Consider the following 21,916-nt stretch of genomic DNA (forward strand, 5'->3'; position numbering starts at 1 on the left):
AAATCCTCCCCTAATGGGGGCAATCGGTCGTTTTCTTACCTGTCAGCCCTTAAATGGGTGCCGTGACCACCACCAACCGACGCGGGGTGCTGCGTGCGGGAGCCGGCCTCGTCACCGGCGGAGCACTCGCCGGCGGGTGCGGCGGCGCCCCGGCGGCATCCCGCGCCGCCGGGACCTCCGACTCCACCCCGCCTCCCACCCGCGCGGCCGGCCGCCCCACGGCCGCCCCCCGCCCCGCGCCCGCCCCCCGCGCCTTCCCCGGGCAGCCCGCCCAGATCACCCACGGCCCGCGCACCCGCCCGCAGGTCGCCCTCACCTTCCACGGCCAGGGCGACCCGGCCATCGCCACCGCCCTGCTCACCGCGGCCGAGCGGCACGGAGCCCGGCTCACCGTGCTCGCCGTCGGCACCTGGCTGGACGAACACCCGAGCCTCGCCCGCCGCATCCTCGACGGCGGTCACGACCTCGGCAACCACACCCAGCGGCACATCGCCGTCAACGACCTGTCCGAGAGCGAGGCCCGCGCGGAGATCACCGGCTGCGCGGACCGGCTGAAGCGGCTCACCGGGTCCATCGGCACCTGGTTCCGCCCCTCCCGCTCCCCGGCCGCCTCCGCACGCGTCGTCGGGCTGGCCCGCGCCGCCGGCTACCCGCACGTGCTGTCGTACGACGTCGACTCGCTCGACTACACCCGCCCCGGCGCCGACGCCGTCACCCGCAAGGTGCTCGCCGAGGTGCGCGGCGGATCGGTGGTGAGCCTGCACTTCGGGTATCCGGACACGGTCGCCGCCCTCCCCGCCGTACTCCACGAACTCGACCACCGCGGCCTGCGCGCGGTCACCACCACGGAGCTGCTGAGCTGATGCGAACGACGAACGCCGCCCGCCTCCTGGCCGCCGGAGCCGCCCTCACCGCCCTGACCCTGCTGACCGCGTGCGGAGGAGGCGACGGCGGGCACCGCGAGAGCCAGGCCCTCCCCAGCAAGGCGGCGGTCCGGCCACCGCAGGTGCGCCGGCAGACGAGCGTCCTGCCCGGGATGCCCCCGGTGCAGGACCCGCACGACCTCTACGCGGCCGACCGCCCGAACCGGCTGTCCCCGGTCGTCAAGGACTTCCCGTCCCTGGTGTACGTCCCCAACACCAACTCCGACACGGTCTCGGTCATCGACCCCAGGACCTACCGGATCGTCAGGACCATCCGGGTCGGCCGCCAGCCGCAGCACGTCGTGCCCTCCTGGGACCTGAAGACCCTGTGGGTCAACAACGACCGCGGCAACAGCCTCACCCCGATCGATCCGGCGACCGGCAAGGCCGGCAAGGCGGTCGCCGTGCACGACCCGTACAACCTGTACTTCACACCCGACGGGAAGTACGCCATCGTCATGGCCTCCATGGACCGCCAGCTCGTCTTCCGGGACGCGCACACCATGAAGACCGTCAAGGCGGTGCCCGTCAGCTGCTTCGGCGTCAACCACGCCGACTTCTCCGCCGACGGCCGCTACTTCGTCGTCTCCTGCGAGTTCAGCGGGGAACTGCTCAAGGTCGACACCGCGCGGATGAAGGTCGTCGCCCACCAGAAGCTGCCCCTGCGCGGTGCCATGCCGCAGGACGTCAAGATCTCCCCGGACGGCAAGCTGTTCTACATCGCCGACATGGCGGCCAACGGCGTGTGGATCCTGAACGGCGACACCTTCGCCAAGCCGTCGTTCCTCGCCACCGGCAAGGGCGCGCACGGGCTGTACGTCAGCCGGGACTCCCGGGTGATGTACGTCTCCAACCGCGGCGAAGGGACCATCTCGCTCTTCGACTTCACCCGCAGCCGGCTCACCGGGAAGTGGCGCCTGCCCGGCGGCGGCAGCCCCGACATGGGCGGGGTCTCGGCCGACGGCAAGGTGCTGTGGCTGTCCGGCCGCTACAACTCCGAGGTGTACGCCCTCGACACCGGCACCGGCAAGCTGCTCGCCCGCGTCAAGGTCGGCAGCGGCCCGCACGGCCTCGCCGTCTACCCGCAGCCCGGCCGCTACTCACTGGGCCACACCGGCATCTTCCGCTGACCGGGCGGTCGGCCGGAATCGCCGCCGATCGGGTGAGGATCCCGCATTCGCCGCCGGTGAGCCGACATCGTGCCGCCCATGATCACAACCCGTCCGCGGCGGCGGATCCTCGCCGCCGCCCTGTCCCTCGGCGCCGTCCTCGCGACCACCGCCGCCGCCCCGTCCGCGACCCCGGCGGATCTGAAGTCCCGGGCCGCCGCACCCTTCTGTCCCCAGTTCGAGGACAAGATCAAGGCGGCGGCCGACCGGAGCGTGGACGTCGACCGGATCACGCCGGCCCCGGCGTGGCGCACCACCTGCGGCACCCTGTGGCGCAACGACAACCGCGCACCCGAGACGATCTTCCCCGACGGCTTCTACCCCCGGGACGTCGTCGACGGCCAGTACGACGTCGAGAAGTACGTCCTCGTCAACCAGCCGTCGCCCTATGTGTCGACCACGTACGACCACGACCTCTACAAGACCTGGAAGTCGAAGTTCAACTACTACATCGACGCTCCCGGCGGCGTGGACGTCAACAAGACCATCGGTGACACCCACAAGTGGGCCGACCAGGTCGAGGTCGCCTTCCCCGGCGGCATCGCCCGGCAGTACATCATCGGCGCCTGCCCGGTCGACAAGCAGACCAGGACCGAGCTGCTGGACGACTGCGTCAGCAACCCGTACTACGAGCCGTGGCACTGACCGTCGCACCAACCGGCGCACCAGCCGTCGCGCCGACGAGCAGCGCCTCCGCGCCCACCGGCACGTAACCGGCCGCCTGGAACGCCCGCATGCTGCGGGCGTTCCCCGGCGCGACCTGCGCCCACAGCGGCTCCGTGACCAGCTGCCGGGCCGCCGTCACCAGCGCCCGCCCCAGCCCCCGGTGCCGTACCCCCTCGTCCACCTCGACGGACACCTCCAGGCGGCCGCCGACCCCGCGCCCCGCCATCAGCACCCCGCCGTCCGCCGTCCACGCCCGTACCTCGTCGCGGCGCCCCCAGGCGTAGGCGACGCGGGGATGCCCGGCGTCCTCGATCTCCCGCAGCGCGAGCCGCGGCGGGCCCGGCAGGGGAGCACCGACCAGAACCGCGTCCACGGTCTCCGTGCGGCGGCCGGTGCGGTCCATGAAGGCGGCGAGGAAGCGGGGGTTCAGCGACGCGGCGAGCGGATCGCAGTCCAGCCCGCGCAGGGTGTCGTACACCCAGCGGGGGTCCTCGTCAGTGAAGACGACCGAGTGTCCGGTGAACGCGACCACCCCCGCGTCCCGGTCGCAGTGCTGCGCCACGACCGTCGTACGGCCGTCCGCCGGGGGAAAGACGCCGCGCGCCGCCGCGTCGAGCACGTCCCGCAAGGTCTCCACCGCACACGCCCTCTCAGGTGCTCCTTGAGTCTCCACCCACTGGAGGGCCCACACTCGCAGACGTGATCGACGACGGCACCGCACTTCTCACCATCGGCGAGCTGGCACGGGCCACCGGCCTGACCGTTCGCACCATCCGCTACTGGTCCGACGAGGGTGCGCTGCCCCCGGTGGGCCGCTCAGCCGGCGGCTACCGGCTCTACGACAGCGCCTCCGTCGCCCGCCTGGAGCTGATCCACACCCTGCGCGAGCTGGGCCTCGGCCTGGACGACGTGCGCCGGGTGCTGGCGGGCGAGACGACGGTGGCCGAGGTCGCGGCGGCGCACGTGGTGGCGCTGGACGCGCAGATCGGCGCCCTGAAGGTGACCCGTGCGGTGCTGTCGACCGTGGCGCGACGCGGCTCGACCGCAGAGGAGATGACCCTGATGAACAAGCTGGCACGGCTGTCGACGGCCGAACGCAGGCGGATCCTGGAGGAGTTCGTGGAGGAGATGTTCCACGGCCTGGACACCGCGGACCCGGACATCCGCGAGCGCATGCGGAACACGGCCGTCGACCTGCCCGACGACCCGACGCCCGAGCAGGTCGACGCCTGGGTGGAGCTGGCCGAGCTGATCCAGGACCCCGCGTTCCGGGCGCAGATGCGCGAGGCGGCCGAGTTCAACGCCGCCGACCGCGGGCACAGTACCCCCGCCGGCGCTTCCATGTGGTTCTACAAGCGGCTCGTCCAGCTTGCCGGGCAGGCACGCGAACGCGGCATCGCACCCGAGGCCCCCGAGGCCGGCCGGATCCTGCGCGAACTGCTCGGCGACGCCGACCGGGACGCCGTCCTCGCCCGCATGAAGTCGTCCCACAACGTCAGGGCGGCCCGCTACCGCGAACTCATGGCCACGCTCAAGGGAACGACCCTCCAGGCCCACGAGGAGGAGTTCGCATGGGTGGTCGCCGCACTGGAGGCTCGCGCGGGCCGTTAATCTGACCAGCGTCAGTACGTCAGTACGGCATAAGAAACACGAGCAAAAGGGGCGGATCGGTGGCGGACATCGAGGAAGCACGCAAGCAGTTCCAGCGGATGGACGCGGACGGTGACGGATTCATCACCGCGGCGGAGTTCAAGTCCGCCCTGGCCCAGGAAGGTGACTGGAACGTCACCGAGACGGTGGCCGAGGCCATCATCAGGACCCGCGACCTCAACGGTGACAAGGTGCTGTCGTTCGACGAGTTCTGGACCTACCTGAGCAAGTGACACGCGGCGAAAGGGGGGTGCCCGGCCGGTCCGGCGCCCCCCTTCGTCGTACCCCGCCACCCGTTCGCCGGAGCCGCCGGAATAGCCGGGGCCCCGCCGGGGTTGCCGCCCACGGAAGCATGCACATGCATCGACCTGGAGGGCCCCTCATGAAGATCGGCATCATCGGCGCGGGCAACATCGGCGGCAACCTCACCCGGCGGCTCACCGCCCTCGGTCACGACGTGTCCGTGGCCAACTCCCGCGGTCCCGAGACGCTCAAGGCACTGGCCGAGGAGACCGGCGCGACGGCCGTGCGCGCCGAGGAGGCCGCGAACGGCGCCGAGATCGTCGTCGTCACCGTCCCCCTCAAGGCAGTCCCGGACCTCCCCGCCGGCCTTCTCGACGGCGCGGCCGAGGACGCGGCGGTGATCGACACCAACAACTACTACCCGCGAGAGCGCGACGGCCGGATCGCGGCCATCGAGGACGAGGGCCTGACCGAGAGCCGCTGGACCGGGCAGCACCTGGGACACCCGGTCGTGAAGGCCTTCAACGGCACCTACGCCCAGGACATCCTGGATCGCCACCGTCCGGCCGGCGCCCCCGACCGCCTGGCCCTCCCGGTGGCCGGCGACGACCCCGCCGCCAAGGCGAAGGTCCGCGCGCTCATCGACGAACTGGGCTTCGACACCGTCGACTCCGGCACCCTGGACGACTCCTGGCGCCAGCAGCCCGGCACCCCCGTCTACGGTCTCCAGGAGGGCACGGAAGCCGTCCGTGAGGCACTGGCGGCGGCGTCGCCGGAACGCCCGGCGGACTTCAGGGGCTGAGTGGGCGGCGGGGCGAAAAGCCCCTCGGGCGGCGGCCGTCGCGGGAAGCGGAAGCGCTCCCCGCGAGACGGTCGCCGCTCACCGCTCGCTACGCGTCCGCGGCCCACTCCCGCAGCGCGGCCTTGCTGGAGAAGTCCGCCACGTCCCGGTCGAGCGGGTCGGAAGTGTACTGGTGGAAACGCCACTTCGCCTTGATCCGGGGCTTGCCCGCCGTGACGTAGTCGGCGATCCAGAGCCCGTCGCCGGCGTACGAGGTGGTGTCGATGTTGAGCCAGTAGTCCCGGTTCGTGTACAGGATGACCCGGTTGTCCGGCCGCAACTGCTTCACCTTCCGGATGAAGGCGTCCTTCTCCGCGTTGCTCGCGTGCGTCCCCTCCCCGGTCGTCTCCCAGTCCACGGCCAGGACGTCCCCCGGCCGCTCCGGGGCGTGCCGGGCGAAGTACTCGGCCTGAGCGGTCAGATTCCCCGGCCACAGGAAGTGGTAGAACCCGACGACCAGCCCGGCGTCCCGGGCGGTCTTCGTCTGGGCCGCGAGTCTGGAGTTGACGTACGAACGTCCCTCCGTCGCCTTGATGAAGACGAAGGACAGGCCGTCCGTGTCGTACGAGGATGACTGGAACGCGCTTACGTCGATGCCGTGCAGCATGGGGGTGTTGTGCCCGCTGTGCCCACCGTCGGAACATCGGGCTCCGTATCAATGGCGCGGGGCCGCCGGCGGGTGGCGGGAGTGACGGTGCCTCAGGCGGCGGGCGAGCGCCACCACAGGTTCGCCGTCCCGTCCGGGCCGACCGTGGCCACCGTACGGGAGTCGGGGCTGAAGGCGAGCGCGGTGACGCGCTCCCCGCCGTCCGCGAAGGGGTGTCCGAGCGGCCGCGGCCGCGCCGGGTCGGTCACGTCCCACAGCGTGACGCCGTGCCGGCCGTCCACCACGGCGAGCAGACCGCCGTCGGGACTGAAGGCGAGCGCGGCCGTCTCCCGTCCGCCGGAGCCGAAGGGCGCTCCCGCGGCCCTGGGGCGTCCCGGCCGCGACACGTCCCACAGGCGCACACCCGAAGGCGCGCCGGCGGTCGCGAGGGTGTGTCCGTCCGGTGAGAACTGGGCCGGCCCGGAGGCCGGGGCGATTCTGCTCAGGGTGCGCGGCCGCGGCGGTTTCCCGTGCGTGCGGCGAAGCTCCACCAGCTCGGTGGAGCCGCCCGCGGCGGAGGCGGCCAGGATCGTGGTGTTCCCGCCGGCCAGCAGGGCCTTCACCCGCGGCGGGGCGTCCGGGCAGGACCACTGGGTCCGCCCCGTGTCGACGGCCAGCGCGCGCACTCCCTGCGCCCCCGCCGTCACGAGTGTCCTGCCGTCCGGGCTGATCCCGGCGGCCGTCACCCCCTGGGCTCTGCCCCGGGTGGTGACCCGTTCCGGATGCTCGGGCTCCATCAGGTCCCACGTGCCCACCGAGGAGCCGGTGACCGTCACCAGCAGCCCGCCGTCGGGCGGCGTGAACGCCACCGCGTCGGCCCGTCCGTACGGTCCGAGCCGTCCGTTGTCGACCAGGTGCCAGCGCTCCGCGCGGAGCACGTCGCCGCGTTCCGGCCTCACGCTCTGCCAGGGCGTGGGCAGCACGTCCTGTACGGCGGCGGCGGTCAGACAGGTCAGGACGACGCACCAGACGGTGAGGAGCCCGGGAAGCCAGCGCGCCCGGGGCGACGTACGGCAGGGTGGCGGCCCCTGAGCCCAGTCTGCCGCCGGCGCGGCGGCCAGGGCCGCCGCCAGCCGCGCGCCGGGCCGGTCCCGCGGCGGCGCGGGGGTGTCCGGCGGACACGCGGCCAGGGCCAGCACCAGGCGGCCGGCGAAGCTTTCAGCGCGCAGCATTGGACCCCCTGGACCGCGACAGCGCCTCTTCGGATTCCCCGTCCGACTGCCGGGCGCCGGGCAGCGGTGGCTCGGGGTGCTGCTGGGTGCCCGGACCGCTGACGGGGATCGCCTGGAAGAACTTGGCCACGACGAGCGGCGTCGTCACGCCCACGGCGAAGGCGGCGGTGGCGTTGGGCAGCTGCCCGGAGTTCCCCAGCGCCGCGGTGAGACCGAACCCCGCGAACAGTCGCAGCGCGATCGCCACCAGCATCACGGGGCGGTCGGCACGGCTGCGCCACGGCCACCGCCAGCGACTGCGCGGACCGGTCGGGCGCATGGACGCGGAGAGGTTGAGCGCCTCGGCGACGCTGCTGCCCAGCAGTCCCCACAGCGCGGCGTACAGGTCGGTCACCTCACCGATGGTAGCGGAGAGTGACGCTAAGTTTGCGGTGCGTGCCGATACGGGTGCCCGACCCCAGCCCCTAGGCCCCCACCGTCACCTTCCGGTCTGCGGCCCGCGCCCCGCGACCCGCAGCCGCCCGTGCCCGTCAGCACTCGATGATGTTCACCGCGAGCCCGCCGCGCGCCGTCTCCTTGTACTTGACGCTCATGTGGGCCGCACTTGAGCATGGCTCTGACCTGGCGTTTTGGTGCGGCGAACGTGGCTCGCGTGGCACTGGGGATTTTTCGGGGACTTCTTGCGGACGCTTGCTCACAGAGTATCTGGCGGCGCTCGAAATCCGTGTGAAGGGCGGACTCAAGGCAGTGCCGACGGTCTGGACAAGCATGCGTCCGAGCCGGCGAATCGGCGCGCTGGTAATGCGCAGAGGTCTCTGATTCGAATCCCGAAGGCGGTTCAGTGAAGTGACTTGGGCCTTTCATGCTTTCCAAGATCAATTCGTGGTGGCGAGGCACCTCTATCGGTACGCCGTGATCGCCACCGGTGGCGACCGGTGGACAGACGTGCAGCGAGCGCGCAGAGCGGGGGACAAGCAGGTGGTTGGAGACGTGCGACCAGCTAGCCGCGCAGGGTCACGCCGTGCCGAATGCGCATCCGGTGGATCTCCCACCAGACGACGGCCGTCACCGAAACCGGGCCGCCGAGCAGGGAACCGATCTGGATCAGCGGCGGGCCGGGCGGGAGGTCAGCCGTGGCGACGCTGATGACCATGAACTCCCAGACGAGGGCTCCGGTCAGCAGCGCGGGCAGGGCCGGATGCGCCTCGGCGGTGTTGAAGGCGCTGCGCACGGCTGGCCCGGAAGCGAACACCACGAACAGCAGGACCCAGATCATCGGGATCCATGGCACGAACGTGACCACCGGCATGAGCAGGATGGTGGTCACGTCGACGGACGACTTGCCGAACACGGCCGGCATCAGATGCGCCGTGGACCAGGCCGCGAGCGCGGCCAGCACCGGCACGAGGCTGAGCGCGCCGAAGTACCACAGGGCCAACCGCCCAGAGGCGCGTAGCCGCGGCCGCATGACCCGCCTTGCGTCGGGTGAGGCCCACCGGAAGAGCAACCAGCCCACCACCGGTGCGGTGAGCAGCAGCAGCCACGGTGTGGCCATCAGCCTGGCCCAGTACTCTTCCCGCGCCTGGGCCATATCCCCCGGCTTGCCGTACACGAGGAGGATGAGGCAGGAAATGACCGCAGCGGTCCAGGCGCGCGCCTTCTGGATACGCACAACCTCCGGGTCCTCGATCTGGCGGTGGTGCCCGGCCGCGAAGATCCGTCGTGCCCTGGTGCGGGCCGACCGGGCCAGCGGGTAGCTCACGAGCAGCGGCAGGGTCACGACCCAGGTGCACGGGAACAGCACCACGGCCCAGAGGCAGCCGTGCACCCGCCCGCGCCGCCCTCTGAGCAACTCGGCGAGTGTGGGCCACTCGTCGGACCGCAGTCGTTGCCACAGGGAGGGCTGCGTCGGCGAGTTGTACGGCGACGGGCCGTACGGGGTCGCGTACGGGGAGGGGGCGTACGGGGATCCGTATGGGGACGGGCCGTATGGGGTCTGGCCCGACTGAGGAGGGGCGTAGGGCGGACGGTCCGGGAGCGGCGGGACGTGGGGAAGCCGGGGCGGTGGCGGGGTGTGCGGGTCCGGCTGCGGGGTCGGCGGACACGGTCCGCCGTCGGGCTGCCAGGGTGACTGGTGCGGGTGGGGTCCCCCGAAACTCACTGCGCTGTCCTCTCTCCTGGTCTCCTGACTCTCATACTGCCCTTACCTTCAACTGCTTTGCGGTCCAAGGGACATGGGTGGCACGACGATGACCCGCACACGCCCTGGCTTCGCCCCGGTCCCGCCCCGTCCAGACTGAGAGGATCACGCCATGCGCAGCGTGTACGCCCTGTTCGTGGGCATCGACGACTATCCGGAAAAGCCGCTGAAGGGATGCGTGAACGACGTGCGGGAGGCCGAGCAATGGTTGCGTCGGCAGGGCGGTGTACGGGCCGACGTACTGCCGCTGCACAACGGGCGGGCCACTCGGGCGGCTGTGCTCGGCGGCATCGAGCGGCACCTCGGCCGCAGCGGTCCCGGTGACACCGCGCTGCTGTGGTTCAGCGGCCACGGTAGCGAGGAGGCCACCGACGCGCCGTGGGAAGCCACCGGCCGGTCCCAGGCCCTGGTGTGCCACGACAGCCAGACACCGGGCGGCCAGCCACTGCGGGACACCGAACTCGGCGCGCTGCTCGACGGCATCGCCGCGCGCGGCGCGCATGTCGTCGCCGTCCTGGACTGCTGCCACTCGGGCGGCGCGACGCGCGACGAGACCGCCGGCGTGCGCTCGGTGACCTGGCGCCCCTGGTGGCATACGGACGGCGCCCGAGGGACGCGGGACACCGGAGGCCAAGGTCCCGAGCAGCACCGGCACGTGCTGCTCGCCGCGTGCCGCCCGCAGGAGCTCGCCCACGAGGAGGTCCTCGACGGTCGGGTGCGCGGCTACTTCAGTCACGCCCTGCTCGCCACCCTCGGCGCGCTCGGCCCCGCGGCTGCCCACGGCGCGTTGCACGCGCGCGTGGAGGAACGCGTCCGCAGGCTGAGCAGCGTGCAGCACCCGGAGCTGCGCGGCCCGGAGAACGGCTCTTTCCTGTACGGCGACACCCTGGAAGCCTCGCCGTTCCTGCTGCGGCACACGGCCGACGGTTGGGAGGTCAACTGCGGTCGGGCTCACGGACTGGCCACGGTGGGAGCTGAGTTCACCCTGCTCGGCGGCGCGGGCACGCCGCGAACGGTCGTGGTGCGCGCCCTCCGGGCGGAGTCGGCTCTGGTGGAGCCGACGGGCTGGCAACCGGGGCCCGCCGATCGGGAGTCGGTGTTCGGGGTGACGCCGTCCGTGTTGGCCTTCACGCGGGCCGCCGTCACGCTCGAGGGCGAACCCGCGGCCGTACGCCTGCTCGCCGACGCCTTGGTCGACCGGCCTCTGCTGGCGGCCGAGGGCGACGGGCCGACGCTGCGGGTGGAGGCAGCGGACGGCCGGGTACGGGTGTCGGGCGGCGGGGGCGTCGAGCCCGAACTGCCACTGCGCTCCCGGGCCGACGCCGCACGAGTCGCCGACTGCCTGGAACACCTCACGCGCTGGCGGCATATCCGAGATCTGGACAACCCCGACCCCTGGCTGTCGTCCCTCGTCCGGGTGACGGTCGAGGAGACCTCGGTGGGCGGCGTGCGGCACACGGCCGACGGGGAGGTCATCTGCTCGTACACCGACGATCACCGCTCGCCGCAGGTGATGGTGGGCATCCGCAACGACTCGGACCGTCCGCTTTGGTGCGTCCTGCTCGATCTCACCGACCGCTACGGCTCGTGGCCGGGCTTGTTCGAGGGCGAGTTCGTCGGGCCCGGGCACACCGGGTGGGCCCGCCGGGGCGAGCCGGTGTGGCTGTTCCTGCCTTCGGGGCGCGAAGTACGGCGGGGTGCCTACACGCGGGAGTGGCTGAAGCTGATCGTGGCGGAGAACGAGCTGAACCTCGCGCCGTTCCGGCTCGATCCGTGGTCCGCCGACGCCCCCGAGCCGGCACGCGGGCTCCCGACCGGCTCCGGCAGCGACGGCGGTCTGCTGCGGCTGGCCGCGCCCGCGCACGGCCGGGACGCGGGCGGGCCGCAGGGGCGCGGCGTGGGCCGCTGGGGCACGGTCAAGGTCCTCATCCGCACCGAGGTGCCCTGAACCGCGGTCCCGGCCGGGTCACGAGCCGAGGCGGTACCCGGGCCGCCGGATCACCAGCCGAGGTGCGTGAAGCCGGCCCACGCCGTCAGGTCGTCGCTCCTGATCCGGGCGACGCGGGAGCGCAAGGGGGCCGGCATGCCCGGCGGCGGCTCGCGCAGATCGTCCAGCATCCACATCTGGGCACCGCGCAGGGCCTGCCCTGGGGGCCGCCCCTCCTGGCACAGGTAGTGATGGGTCATGTACATCAGCAGCGAGGTCGCCTCGTCGGGCACCAGCCACAGCGAGCCGATGACCGAGCGGGCGCCGGCGACGAGGAAGGCGGTGGACAGGCTGTACGCCTCGTCGTAACCATGCCCGGAGACGTTGGTACGGCAGGCGGCCAGTACCACCAGGTCCAGCTGCCGATATCGGGTGATTCCTTCGGTGAGCTGCTCGGCGCCCAGGTTCCCGCCGGAAAGGGCGAGATAGGCGCTGTGTCGGCTGCCCTGGTGCACCACTCCGTGGCAGGCGAGGTGCAACAGCCCGCCCCGCTGCCCCTCCAACCATTTGGTGACGGCGTCGGGGGTCGCCGTTCCGGAGCGCAGGAGGCGGCTGCCTGGGTGGAAGGCCCGGTGGATCGCCTCTGCCTCCTCGCCGGCGTGGTGCAGGTCCCGGGTCGGGTCGCCGACGATGAGCGCCTCGCGGGCGCCGGTCGCGGGACGGGCGGCGACCTCGCACAGCAGCCGGGCGGACGGCATGTACGAGACGTCCACCACCTGGCATACCCGCCGCCCCCGGGACAGCCGCGCCGCGTGCCACGGTACGACGCCCAGTTCGGCCATCGGCACCAGCACGAGGGAAGCCGTGCCGCCTCCGGCGTCTCGCGGGAGAGCCCTGAGCAGCGGCTCCATCACCGCCGTACCCGCCCAGTCGCACAGCCGCTCCAGGGCGGCACGGGTCGAGTCCGCGTCGGGAGCGGAAGCGGGGGCGGGAGGGTCGTCGGGTAGGGGTGGTCCGCCGGCGTCCCGGCCCGGGCTGCCGACGGACCGGTACGAACTCAACGCGGGTGCGGAAGCCGAGAGATGTGGCAGATCAAGCAACTGAGTGGTTCCGTCGGCGGTGACGATGACGGCCTGTCCGGGAACGGGGCGTCGGCCGAAGAACATTCGGTCCTTCAAGCCGGGCGACTCCTCGCCGGCCGGCACCAGATAGACCAGAGCCTTCGCCCCCAGTGCGCGCAGTGCCTGCCCGATCCGCTCGGGCGAGGGAGTGTCGAGTAGCCGTTGCCGCAGCGGGGACGCGGCCAGCGCGCGCAGCACCCGGCGGCGCAACCGGCTGTCCGGCCCGCCGCTGCCCGCAGGAGGCACGAGCACTGGGCTGACGCCGGGTGCCGGTGCGGCGATCGCGAGGCTGGCGCGCCGCCACTCGTGGGCGAGTTCGTCCTGTCCGAGCGAGGCGAGCATCTCGGGCACGGTGATCGTGATGGTCGCCGCATGAAGGGTCAGTCCGCGACCGGCGTCCAGAGCGCTTACGGCCTCGGCGTGGGCGCCGTCGGCCAGGCACCACCGCGCCACGTTCACGGCATCCGCGCCAGCGCGCCGGGCGGTCTCGGCGGCGTGCGTGGTACCGGACTGGAGCAGGACCGTCCAGGCCGCGGCCTTGAGCGCGGTGAGGCCGATGCGCCGGGCCTCGGCGTGGTTGGCGGGCTTGGCCCGTCGGTTGAGCAGGTGCAGGACATCACCTCGGAACCGGAAGGCGTCGGCGAGGGATGTGCCGGTGTGTCCCCAGAGCGGGTGTTCCGGGCCGCCCGTCAGCCGCCATACGTGCCGCAGCCAGGCGATGCCCTGGTCGAGGTGGGGCATGCGGTCGGGGTGCGGGGAGATGGAGAGGACGGCGAGGCTGCAGTGGGACTGGCCCAGGGCGTAGGCGTTGCGGATCCAGCGAGTGTCGTCGGGGTCGTCCAGCAGGTCCAGCGCTTCCTCGAGCAGGCCCTGGGCCTCCAGCATGCCCCGGTGGTCCCGCGCGCCCAGCGCCAGCATGCCCCGGCTGATGCCCAGCTCGCCCAGCCGGTCGATCCGCGCCTCGCGAGGCAGTGCGGCGAGTCTGCGCCGTAAATCAGGCAGTGGTTCGGCGGCGATCCGGCCCGCCGCCGTGGGCATACGGCCCAGACGGCGCGCTCGCATGACCTCCAGGTTGCCCCGGGCGACGTCGAGGTACGCCTCCAGGTTCAGTCCGTCCATGTGGTCGGCTGACAGGCGGCTGAGCAGCGATTCCATGACCTGGATCTGCTGCTCCAGTGCGTCTTCGTCGTTGCGGCGCGCGGCCTGGTGTGTGCGGAAGCCGGCGAGCTGGGCGGACATGGCCAGTTGCTGGTCGGCGGTGAACGCCGGAGATTCGGCGAGGCGGGCCATGTCATCGACCGCCGTGTCGAAGTCGTCTTCGCCTCCGGTGAGTTGCGCCAGCTGAGTCCTGAGCGCTGCGTGTTGGTAGTCGAGCGCGTCACGCTGCGGACTGTCCTGCGCGGACATGGCCCGCTGCTCCTCCACGCGGGCGATGGCGGCCTCCAGCGCCTTCGGGTCGTCCGGGTTCAGCACGCCTGTCATGGTCGTCGCCGTGACGACCGCTCTCTGCCAGCCTTCCTCGGACGGCCCATGAGCGCGTGCCTCGAGCAGCAGTTGCTCCTCCCGTCCGGGATCGCCGAAACGCTGATCCAGGCGGAGCATCGGAAGCAGCTGGAGGATCTCGCCCGCCCGCATTCCGGACATGACGGTCCCCCTGGGCAGCGCCTTCCAGTCTGCGTACAGCAACTCGAACGCCTCGGCTCCCGTGGTGCAGCCGAGGTGGTCCAGGACGAGGGCACTTGCCCGGTTCAGGTCCCGTGCGTCGATCAGCCTCTCGCCGAGCATGGTCCGCAGTTCGTACGTCAGCGCGTTCAGGTCGTAGATTCGCTGTGGCACGTCACACCCCCCGTCCCGGCAGGCGTGGGGCGGTCCGGGTGCGGTACGGAGCGAGTACGCCGTTGAGCCACTGTTCGCCCTCCTCCGTGCCGAAGTCGACTGACACGGCTCCCGTCGGTTCGAGTGCCGGTTCCATGCCTCTGTCGTCGAACAGGATCGCTACCCGGTCGGCGGGGTCGCGTTTGGAGGGCCAGACGAAGCCCTGCGCCCAGGGTGCGGTGTGCCGGCGGATCCAGTGGCCCCAGTCGCGGGTCTGCGGGTAGTCCGCGCCTTCGGCGTGGATGAGCCACGGGTCCTGCGCCACCGTCGCGAGGTCGGCGGCGGACATCAGCGATACGACCTCGATGTCGGCGGCCAGCCGGAGGAAGGACAGGCTGCGCCGCTCGAACACCTCGCGCGGCAGCAAGCGCGGACCGCCGTCGCCGTCGAACGGCAGGGAGCGCAGCAGGACCTCGCACACGGCGGCCCCAGGACCGAACCCGACGTACAGATACCCGTAGGGGTCGTGGGGCGTACTGTCGAACCGCCCACCGTAGTAGAAGGGGTGGGACGGACGGGAGTTGTACGCCGCAGGCGAGCGGTGGGAGGCGTGCACCCGGTACAGAGGGGTGCCCGCGCACAGGATCACGCGGGCCGGGTCGCCGAGCAGGCGGTCGGGGGGCGGGTACTTCCCCATCGGTCAGGCCTCCTCGTCCGCTGTCACCAGCGCACGTGCCGCGCCGAGCATCTCGGCGTCGCGGCCGTGCCCGAGGAGGTCGGCAGGGGTGCCGTCCCACCACGTGGTCCCGGAAAGCCACCAGTCGGCCGCGCCCCAGGGGTCGAGGTCGGCGCGCAGTACGGTGCCGATCTCGAGCACGATCTGCCAGGGCATCGTGCCCGCCTCGAACTGGAAGGCGGGCAGTCGGCGTCGTCCGTCTTCGTCCGAGAGCACGATCAGCCGCGGGTCGGCGCTCTCGCTCCAGGGCTCTGCCGGTGCACTCAGCAGGCGTTTGCGGATGGCGCCCAGGACGGGGCCGACCATGGGGTTGCCGTCGAGCACAAGCATGCACAGGTCGGTCGCGCCGTACCCTTCGTGCAGGATCGCTGAGGGTGCGCCGGCGAACCGCCCTGGCTCCTCCTCCCGTACGAGTTCGGCGGCCACCTCGGCGGGGAGGGCGCCGACGAGGGTCCGGGCCGCGCGCTCGGCCGTAGCTTCTTGGTTGGCGCCTGCGCTCCGTAACTCGGCGAGTGTTGCGCGGACGGCCTCGCGCGAGGCGGCGTCGAGCAGGCGGCCGTAGCGGCTCCAGTCGGCCGCGCATGCCGCGAGCACCTGGAAGGGGTTCACACGCACCTGTGCCATGTCTCCTTGTCATCGAATGCTCGCGGGGCGCTGGGCGCTGGGCGAGCGCCCAGCACCTCGGTGACGAGGTCGGCGAGCAGTGGTCTGCGGACGACGAGATGGATGTCCCGGTCTGGGGCCGCCCCGGCCCGCAGGGCGGCCCATAGGGCGCTCACGCTGGTCTGCGGGAGCAGCCCGCCGCGGCCGGCGCCGAGGAGGGGGAAGCAGATCGAGCGCAGGGGCGGGGTGAAGGCCGCGCGCTCCTCGGTCAGCAGGGTCAGAACGCGGGCGGTGGCCAGCGAGACGTCTTGCGGAGCTACGTCGTAGTCGTTGGTGCCGTGCCTCGGCACCGTGACGGCGGCGTGGTACAAGCGTCGTACCCCTTGTGCGGCGAGGGCACCCGATCCGGTGGGCACCACAGTGCCGGGCGGCACTGGCCGGCTGAGGACACGGTTCCGCCTGCGCCAGTCGACCAGCTCCTCGTGGACCGGGTCGGCGAGCACCTCGCCTGAGGCATCACGCACGGCACCGGCCCGGCGCAGCGCGGCCGGCACGGAGGCCTTGAACATCTCCGGCAGGCTCAGATGCGTGTTGACGGCGGAGACGATCACGTCGATGTGCCGTACGAGTTCGACCGGGTGGACGTGCAGCGTCAGCGCGACGTCGCCCACGCGCAGCGAGCGGTGCTGCAAGTGTGGTGCCAGCAGCGGAGGTTGACGCGACGCCCCCTCGGCCCCTGCCCCCATCCCGCCGAGCCAGCAGATCTGCTCGGAAATCTGGCCGAGGATCATCTCCTCTTGGCTCTTGCGGAAGCGCTCGACGCTGATGCTGTACGCCTTGGCCGCGAGTCTGCGCCGGTCAGCGGCGGGCCGGTCGCGCATCCCCGGGGCCAGGCCGAGCGTGAGCGCGGCAGCCTCCTCCAGGGGTCCCCCACCCAGCCGGGACACCGCGGTGCGCAGCAGGTTCTCCACCTCGACGGGCCAGGCGTCGGTGACCGTGGCGGACCTCGGCGCCGCTGCGCGCCGCAGCAGGGGGAGATCGAGATCGCGGATCCTGACCAGGCCCTCCGTCCGGACCATCTTCACCTCCCGAAGCACGGAAGTGACATCGAACTCGGTGGCACTAGGCGACATGCGTTTATGATCGGGCGCCCCTCCCACACCTCACAAGTGCCGTCACGGCACGTTGACGGTAGCGGGCTGTCCGGCTCCGGCGGGGTGCGCGGGCTGGTCGTCATCTGGTCGCGGGTGGGTCGTGGTGGACGGGGAGGTCGCCAGGCAGGGGGCGCCCCTCGCGGAGCTCACCAGGCAGGAGGCGCGCGCCGTGAACGCGCGGACATCACCGGCGCTGGCGACGAGGCCAGGGCCGGCACCGGTGACCGTGCAAACCCGTATTCAGGTTGCCTCGAACGCGCGCCGGATCAGCGGTCCCAAGGTGTCCTATGCCGTGCGCGTCGAGCGTCAGGCCAAGCGTTGGGGTCGGTAGTGTCCGAGCACGGTCTGATTGGTCCGCGTCAGTACCCTGTGGCGGACACAGCACCGCAGGCAGGAGGCCGAAATGATTACCGATCAGCAGTGCCAGGTGGGACGACCCATTCCGTGGGCTGACCGGTGAGGGAAGCGATCATGTCGAAGTCGCCGTCGTAGTGGAGGACAGTCCGGCGGTTGACCTCGGCCGTGGCAGCGATCAGCAAGTCCGGAAGGGACAGAGCCCGGTGGAAGCCCGCGTTGAGGGCGTGTCGCTGGATCTCGAGGGCGCGACTGAAGGCGTCGTCGTCGGTGGTTAGGTAGTCGAACGCGCGAAGCCAGGTGCTGATCCGGGTGGCCTCGGCGTTGTCTCGTGCCGAGTGGATCATCTCGTACTCGGTGGGCCGGCACACCGCGAGCAGGTAGCGCTCGTGCAGTGGCCTGAGGACTTCTTTGACGTTCGGTTTCGTCCAGCGGGCCAGGGCGGACTTGTCAATCAGGTAGCGGTCCTGCATCAGGCAGCACGGCCTCCGTCGCGACCGTTGTCGCGCTTGAGAGAGCCGTCGACGTTGCGGGGGCCGGTGGTCTCGACGATCTCGCTGAAGTCCAGCTCGCCGGCATCCATGGCGTCGAAGAACTCCTGGCGCAGGTGCCGTTTCACTGCGTCTTCCATAGCGAGGCGAACGGCCCTTGCTTTGGTCTTCGTGCCGAAGATGCGCATGGCCTCGGCAACCATGTCCTCGTCGAGGTCGATAACGGTTCTGGCCATGTGAACGGTCCTTCCGGAGATGCCCCAGGACTGAAAACGATACCTTAAAATCGCTAGATTCGATATCGTTTCGATGTGGAGTGGCCGGCCTGGGTGACTTGTGACGGGCCGCGGTCCAGCGGGTTCTTGTGGGAGCTGGACAGTCGTCACGATCTTGAGCTTCGCCGGGAGCGTGGGCAGGGCGGCGGAGACTCTTGGCTCCTGCGAGTGCTCAGTCGCGCGTCTCTAAGGGGATGCTCAGTAGAGGAACCGTTCGAGGACGTACTCGACCATGCCCTCGTCCGTGGACCGGCTGTTGTGGCGGGCCAGGTTGCGCAGGTCGTTCTAGGCGCGGCCGGCGGTGGTGTCGCGGGTGGGGTTGGCCATCAGGCGAGCACCGCCTCTACGGCGGGACGGACGGCGGAGAGAGCGCCCAACTCGCGCGCGATGTGCTGGAGTTCGCTGACCCCGCCGCGTCCGCTCCGGCGCAGGTAGCGGCCGAGCGCGGACAGGGCGAGGGTCTCGCCGATCCGGCTGCGGTGGCGCATCGCGTCGACGACGCTGCGGGCTGCGTTGTACACAGGAATGGTCTCTCCCGGGGCCGCTTCGAACCGTTCGACGCCGAGGGTGAAGGTTTTCGAGGTGTACTGCGCCACTACGGTCGGCGGATAGGAAATCGTGGGGCGGCGTGTACCGCGTGGCACGGCGATGTGTACCGCTGCGGGGATGTCGTCGATCAGCTCATGCAGAGCCAGGGCGGACTCGCCGCACACGACGGCGCGAGGGGCCCGTGCGCACACGGCCAGCAGATCGGCGTGCGCAGTCTCCGGGGCGTCTGCCCGCCGGTACACCCCGCGGGACAGTTCGTCTATCTCGCCTTCTGTGACCAGGTGCGCCAGATCGCGAGGGGAGAGCAGGGCTTGGCGCGCCTGCGCCGTCGTGAACGTGGGGAGGAGGCCGGCCAGCCGCTGCTCCAGGCGTGAGCTTTCCGCAGCACTCATGTATCTAATGGTACCCGTCGAGTGCTCTTAGGGGATCGATTTGATACATCTGGGCGGACGCTGACGGTCACGACGGATCCGAACAGTGGCCAAGAGGGCCATGAAACCCCAGGTCAGGCGCTCATCCTGTGTGATTTCCCGGGGACTTTTCGGGGACTTTCAAGCCTGTCCCAGGGACTCTCTGGGGACTGTCCGCCGCGTAAGCAGGGAAGGCCCCGACAGCGCCGAAAGACACGAACGCGCTGGTCAGGGCCTGTTCCCCTAGCACTCGATGATGTTCACCGCCAGCCCGCCGCGGGCCGTCTCCTTGTACTTGACGCTCATGTCCGCCCCGGTCTCCTTCATGGTCTTGATGACCTTGTCGAGGGAGACCTTGTGGGAGCCGTCGCCGCGCATGGCCATCTTGGCGGCGGTGACGGCCTTGACCGCGGCCATGCCGTTGCGCTCGATGCAGGGGATCTGGACGAGGCCGCCCACGGGGTCGCAGGTGAGGCCCAGGTTGTGTTCCATGCCGATCTCGGCGGCGTTCTCGACCTGCTCCGGGGAGCCGCCCAGGACCTCGGCCAGCGCGCCCGCGGCCATGGAGCAGGCGGAGCCGACCTCGCCCTGGCAGCCGACCTCGGCGCCGGAGATGGAGGCGTTCTCCTTGAAGAGCATGCCGATGGCGCCGGCGGCCAGGAGGAAGCGGACGACGCCGTCCTCGTCGGCTCCCGGGACGAAGTTGATGTAGTAGTGCAGGACCGCCGGGATGATGCCGGCCGCGCCGTTCGTGGGGGCGGTGACGACGCGGCCGCCCGCCGCGTTCTCCTCGTTGACCGCCATCGCGTAGAGCGTGATCCACTCCATCGCGTGCGCCAGCGGGTCGCCCTCGGCGCGCAGCTGGCGGGCGGTTATGGCGGCCCTGCGGCGGACCTTCAGGCCGCCGGGCAGGATGCCCTCGCGGGACATGCCCCGCGACACGCACTCGCGCATGACCCGCCAGATCTCCAGCAGGCCCGCCCGGATCTCCTCCTCCGAGCGCCAGGCCCGCTCGTTCTCCAGCATCAGCGAGGAGATCGACAGACCCGTCTCCTTCGTCAGGCGCAGCAGCTCGTCGCCCGTGCGGAAGGGGTACTTCAGGACGGTGTCGTCCAGCACGATGCGGTCCGCGCCGACCGCCTCCTCGTCCACGACGAAGCCGCCGCCGACCGAGTAGTACGTCTTGGTGAGCAGCTCCGCGCCCGAGGCGTCGTACGCCCACAGGGTCATGCCGTTGGCGTGGTACGGCAGCGCCTTGCGGCGGTGCAGGACCAGGTCGTCGTCGAAGGAGAAGGTGATCTCGCGCTCGCCGAGCAGGCTGAGCCGGCCCGCCTCCTTGATGCCCCGCACCCGCTCGTCGGCGCCCTCCACGTCGACCGTGCGCGGGGAGGCGCCCTCCAGGCCGAGCAGCACCGCCTTCGGGGTGCCGTGGCCGTGGCCGGTCGCGCCGAGCGAGCCGTACAGCTCGCAGCGCACGGACGCCACCGAGCCGAGCAGGTCCTCGTTGCGCAGGCGGCGCGCGAACATGCGCGCGGCGCGCATCGGGCCGACCGTATGAGAGCTGGACGGGCCGATGCCGATCGAGAACAGGTCGAAGACCGAGACGGCCACGGGTGACTCCTCAATGCAGGGTGGTGCTGGGGCGGTGCGGGGACGGCATCGCGCACACCGTCCAGTGTGCGCGATGCCGGATGAAACGGACTTACTTGTTCAGGCCCGGGTACAGCGGGTACTTCGCGGCCAGGGCCGTGACCCGGGCCTTGAGGGCCTCCGCGTTCGCCTCGTACGACGGCTTCAGCGTCTCGGCGATCACGTCCGCGACCTCGGCGAAGTCCTCGGCGGTGAAGCCGCGGGTGGCCAGGGCGGGCGTGCCGATCCGCAGACCGGACGTGACCATCGGCGGGCGCGGGTCGTTCGGGACCGCGTTGCGGTTGACCGTGATGCCGACCTCGTGGAGGCGGTCCTCGGCCTGCTGCCCGTCCAGCTCGGAGTCGCGCAGGTCGACCAGGAGCAGGTGCACGTCCGTCCCGCCGGACAGGACGTTCACGCCGGCCTCGCGGGTGTCCGCCGCCGTCAGCCGCTCGGCGAGGATCTTCGCGCCCTCGACCGTACGGCGCTGGCGCTCCTTGAACTCCTCGCCCGCGGCGACCTTGAAGGAGACCGCCTTGGCCGCGATCACGTGCTCCAGGGGGCCGCCCTGGAAGCCCGGGAAGACGGACGAGTTCAGCTTCTTCGCGAAGTCCTTCTTGGCGAGGATGATGCCGCCGCGCGGACCGCCGAGCGTCTTGTGGGTCGTGGAGGTGACCACGTCCGCGTACTCGACCGGGTTCGGGTGCAGACCGGCGGCGACCAGGCCCGCGAAGTGCGCCATGTCGACCCACAGGAACGCCCCGACCTCGTCGGCGATCCGGCGGAACTCGGCGAAGTCCAGCTGGCGCGGGTACGCCGACCAGCCGGCGATGATCACCTTGGGGCGGTGCTCCTTGGCGAGCCGCTCGACCTCGGCCATGTCGACCAGGCCGGCGTCGTCCACGTGGTACGCGACCACGTCGAACTGCTTGCCCGAGAAGTTCAGCCGCATCCCGTGGGTCAGGTGGCCGCCGTGCGCCAGGTCCAGGCCGAGGATGGTGTCCCCTGGCTGGGCCAGCGCGAACAGGGCCGCCTGGTTGGCGGAGGCGCCGGAGTGGGGCTGCACGTTGGCGTACTCGGCGCCGAACAGCTCCTTGACCCGGTCGATGGCGATCTGCTCGGCGACGTCGACGTGCTCGCAGCCGCCGTAGTAGCGGCGGCCCGGGTAGCCCTCGGCGTACTTGTTGGTCAGGACCGAACCCTGGGCCTCCATCACCGCGAGCGGCGCGAAGTTCTCGGAGGCGATCATCTCCAGCGTCGACTGCTGACGCAGCAGCTCCGCGTCGACCGCCGCGGCGATCTCCGGGTCCAGCTCGTGCAGGGGCGTGTTCAGAACGGTCAT

General features: G+C 71.3%; 21 protein-coding genes. 7 read left to right on the top strand and 14 right to left on the bottom strand.

What is annotated here, in order from left to right:
- Nucleotides 1–53 precede the first annotated feature (53 nt).
- The 3 genes from OIB37_RS25415 (at nucleotide 54) to OIB37_RS25425 (ending at nucleotide 2,737) form a co-directional block, all read left to right on the top strand.
- Entirely contained in the window at nucleotides 54–863 is an 810-nt protein-coding gene (locus tag OIB37_RS25415; RefSeq protein WP_330459914.1) for a polysaccharide deacetylase family protein, read from the top strand.
- Nucleotides 863–2,053: a YVTN family beta-propeller repeat protein gene (locus OIB37_RS25420; RefSeq protein WP_330459915.1), complete on the top strand. Its 1,191-nt coding sequence runs from the start codon at nucleotides 863–865 to the stop codon at nucleotides 2,051–2,053. Before OIB37_RS25415 ends, OIB37_RS25420 begins: the two co-directional genes overlap by 1 nt.
- Before the next feature lie 78 nt (nucleotides 2,054–2,131).
- Entirely contained in the window at nucleotides 2,132–2,737 is a 606-nt protein-coding gene (locus OIB37_RS25425) for an ADP-ribosyltransferase (protein ID WP_330459916.1), read from the top strand.
- Here OIB37_RS25425 and OIB37_RS25430 read toward each other — a convergent pair.
- Nucleotides 2,706–3,395, bottom strand: coding sequence for a GNAT family N-acetyltransferase (locus OIB37_RS25430; RefSeq protein ID WP_330459917.1), 690 nt, complete (start codon nucleotides 3,393–3,395; stop codon nucleotides 2,706–2,708). The two genes, OIB37_RS25425 and OIB37_RS25430, sit on opposite strands and share 32 nt — an antisense overlap.
- Nucleotides 3,396–3,457: 62 nt before the next feature.
- Here OIB37_RS25430 and OIB37_RS25435 point away from each other — a divergent pair, with 62 nt between their 5' ends.
- The 3 genes from OIB37_RS25435 to OIB37_RS25445 all read left to right on the top strand — a co-directional run bounded on the left by OIB37_RS25435 (nucleotide 3,458) and on the right by OIB37_RS25445 (nucleotide 5,453).
- Complete coding sequence (locus OIB37_RS25435; protein WP_330459918.1) at nucleotides 3,458–4,369, top strand: MerR family transcriptional regulator; 912 nt, start codon at nucleotides 3,458–3,460, stop codon at nucleotides 4,367–4,369.
- A 59-nt stretch (nucleotides 4,370–4,428) separates the two neighbouring features.
- The gene (locus OIB37_RS25440; RefSeq protein ID WP_330459919.1) at nucleotides 4,429–4,641 is read left to right on the top strand and encodes an EF-hand domain-containing protein; all 213 of its coding nucleotides are present in this window, start codon (nucleotides 4,429–4,431) and stop codon (nucleotides 4,639–4,641) included.
- 149 nt (nucleotides 4,642–4,790) lie between these two features.
- Nucleotides 4,791–5,453, top strand: a complete 663-nt coding sequence (locus OIB37_RS25445) for an NADPH-dependent F420 reductase (protein ID WP_330459920.1) — start codon at nucleotides 4,791–4,793, stop codon at nucleotides 5,451–5,453.
- A gap of 88 nt (nucleotides 5,454–5,541) precedes the next feature.
- Here the strand turns inward: OIB37_RS25445 and OIB37_RS25450 are convergent, their stop codons facing one another.
- From OIB37_RS25450 to OIB37_RS25465, 4 genes are all read right to left on the bottom strand, one after another.
- The gene (locus OIB37_RS25450; protein ID WP_330459921.1) at nucleotides 5,542–6,099 is read right to left on the bottom strand and encodes a glycoside hydrolase family 25 protein; all 558 of its coding nucleotides are present in this window, start codon (nucleotides 6,097–6,099) and stop codon (nucleotides 5,542–5,544) included.
- A 92-nt stretch (nucleotides 6,100–6,191) separates the two neighbouring features.
- The gene (locus OIB37_RS25455) at nucleotides 6,192–7,310 is read right to left on the bottom strand and encodes a WD40 repeat domain-containing protein (RefSeq protein ID WP_330459922.1); all 1,119 of its coding nucleotides are present in this window, start codon (nucleotides 7,308–7,310) and stop codon (nucleotides 6,192–6,194) included.
- The gene (locus tag OIB37_RS25460; protein ID WP_330459923.1) at nucleotides 7,297–7,704 is read right to left on the bottom strand and encodes a hypothetical protein; all 408 of its coding nucleotides are present in this window, start codon (nucleotides 7,702–7,704) and stop codon (nucleotides 7,297–7,299) included. The genes OIB37_RS25455 and OIB37_RS25460 overlap by 14 nt, the downstream gene beginning before the upstream one ends.
- 606 nt (nucleotides 7,705–8,310) lie before the next feature.
- Nucleotides 8,311–9,090 (bottom strand): hypothetical protein, encoded by a 780-nt coding sequence (locus tag OIB37_RS25465; protein WP_330459924.1) that lies wholly within the window; start codon nucleotides 9,088–9,090, stop codon nucleotides 8,311–8,313.
- A gap of 532 nt (nucleotides 9,091–9,622) precedes the next feature.
- Here OIB37_RS25465 and OIB37_RS25470 point away from each other — a divergent pair.
- Entirely contained in the window at nucleotides 9,623–11,458 is a 1,836-nt protein-coding gene (locus OIB37_RS25470) for a caspase family protein (RefSeq protein WP_330459925.1), read from the top strand.
- Between the two features lie 50 nt (nucleotides 11,459–11,508).
- On the opposite strand, the gene OIB37_RS25475 is transcribed toward OIB37_RS25470, so the two are convergent.
- From OIB37_RS25475 to glyA, 9 genes are all read right to left on the bottom strand, one after another.
- Nucleotides 11,509–14,394 carry a CHAT domain-containing protein gene (locus tag OIB37_RS25475; protein WP_330459926.1) on the bottom strand — a complete coding sequence of 962 codons (2,886 nt, stop codon included), beginning with the start codon at nucleotides 14,392–14,394 and terminating at the stop codon, nucleotides 11,509–11,511.
- Nucleotide 14,395: 1 nt separating this feature from the next.
- Entirely contained in the window at nucleotides 14,396–15,070 is a 675-nt protein-coding gene (locus OIB37_RS25480; RefSeq protein WP_330459927.1) for an RES family NAD+ phosphorylase, read from the bottom strand.
- Nucleotides 15,071–15,073: 3 nt separating this feature from the next.
- Nucleotides 15,074–15,733, bottom strand: a complete 660-nt coding sequence (locus tag OIB37_RS25485; RefSeq protein ID WP_330459928.1) for a hypothetical protein — start codon at nucleotides 15,731–15,733, stop codon at nucleotides 15,074–15,076.
- Nucleotides 15,715–16,845 carry a hypothetical protein gene (locus OIB37_RS25490; protein WP_330459929.1) on the bottom strand — a complete coding sequence of 377 codons (1,131 nt, stop codon included), beginning with the start codon at nucleotides 16,843–16,845 and terminating at the stop codon, nucleotides 15,715–15,717. The genes OIB37_RS25485 and OIB37_RS25490 overlap by 19 nt, the downstream gene beginning before the upstream one ends.
- 428 nt (nucleotides 16,846–17,273) lie before the next feature.
- On the bottom strand, nucleotides 17,274–17,693 hold the full coding sequence (locus tag OIB37_RS25495) for a PIN domain nuclease (protein WP_330459930.1): 420 nt from the start codon (nucleotides 17,691–17,693) through the stop codon (nucleotides 17,274–17,276).
- The gene (locus OIB37_RS25500) at nucleotides 17,693–17,947 is read right to left on the bottom strand and encodes a type II toxin-antitoxin system VapB family antitoxin (RefSeq protein WP_330459931.1); all 255 of its coding nucleotides are present in this window, start codon (nucleotides 17,945–17,947) and stop codon (nucleotides 17,693–17,695) included. Before OIB37_RS25500 ends, OIB37_RS25495 begins: the two co-directional genes overlap by 1 nt.
- 365 nt (nucleotides 17,948–18,312) lie before the next feature.
- The gene (locus OIB37_RS25505; protein ID WP_330459932.1) at nucleotides 18,313–18,927 is read right to left on the bottom strand and encodes a type IV toxin-antitoxin system AbiEi family antitoxin domain-containing protein; all 615 of its coding nucleotides are present in this window, start codon (nucleotides 18,925–18,927) and stop codon (nucleotides 18,313–18,315) included.
- 261 nt (nucleotides 18,928–19,188) lie between these two features.
- Nucleotides 19,189–20,556 (bottom strand): L-serine ammonia-lyase, encoded by a 1,368-nt coding sequence (locus OIB37_RS25510; RefSeq protein WP_330459933.1) that lies wholly within the window; start codon nucleotides 20,554–20,556, stop codon nucleotides 19,189–19,191.
- Nucleotides 20,557–20,647: 91 nt separating this feature from the next.
- Nucleotides 20,648–21,916, bottom strand: coding sequence for a serine hydroxymethyltransferase (gene glyA / locus OIB37_RS25515; RefSeq protein ID WP_330459934.1), 1,269 nt, complete (start codon nucleotides 21,914–21,916; stop codon nucleotides 20,648–20,650).

This window comes from Streptomyces sp. NBC_00820 (assembly GCF_036347055.1).
Classification (GTDB): Bacteria; Actinomycetota; Actinomycetes; order Streptomycetales; family Streptomycetaceae; genus Streptomyces.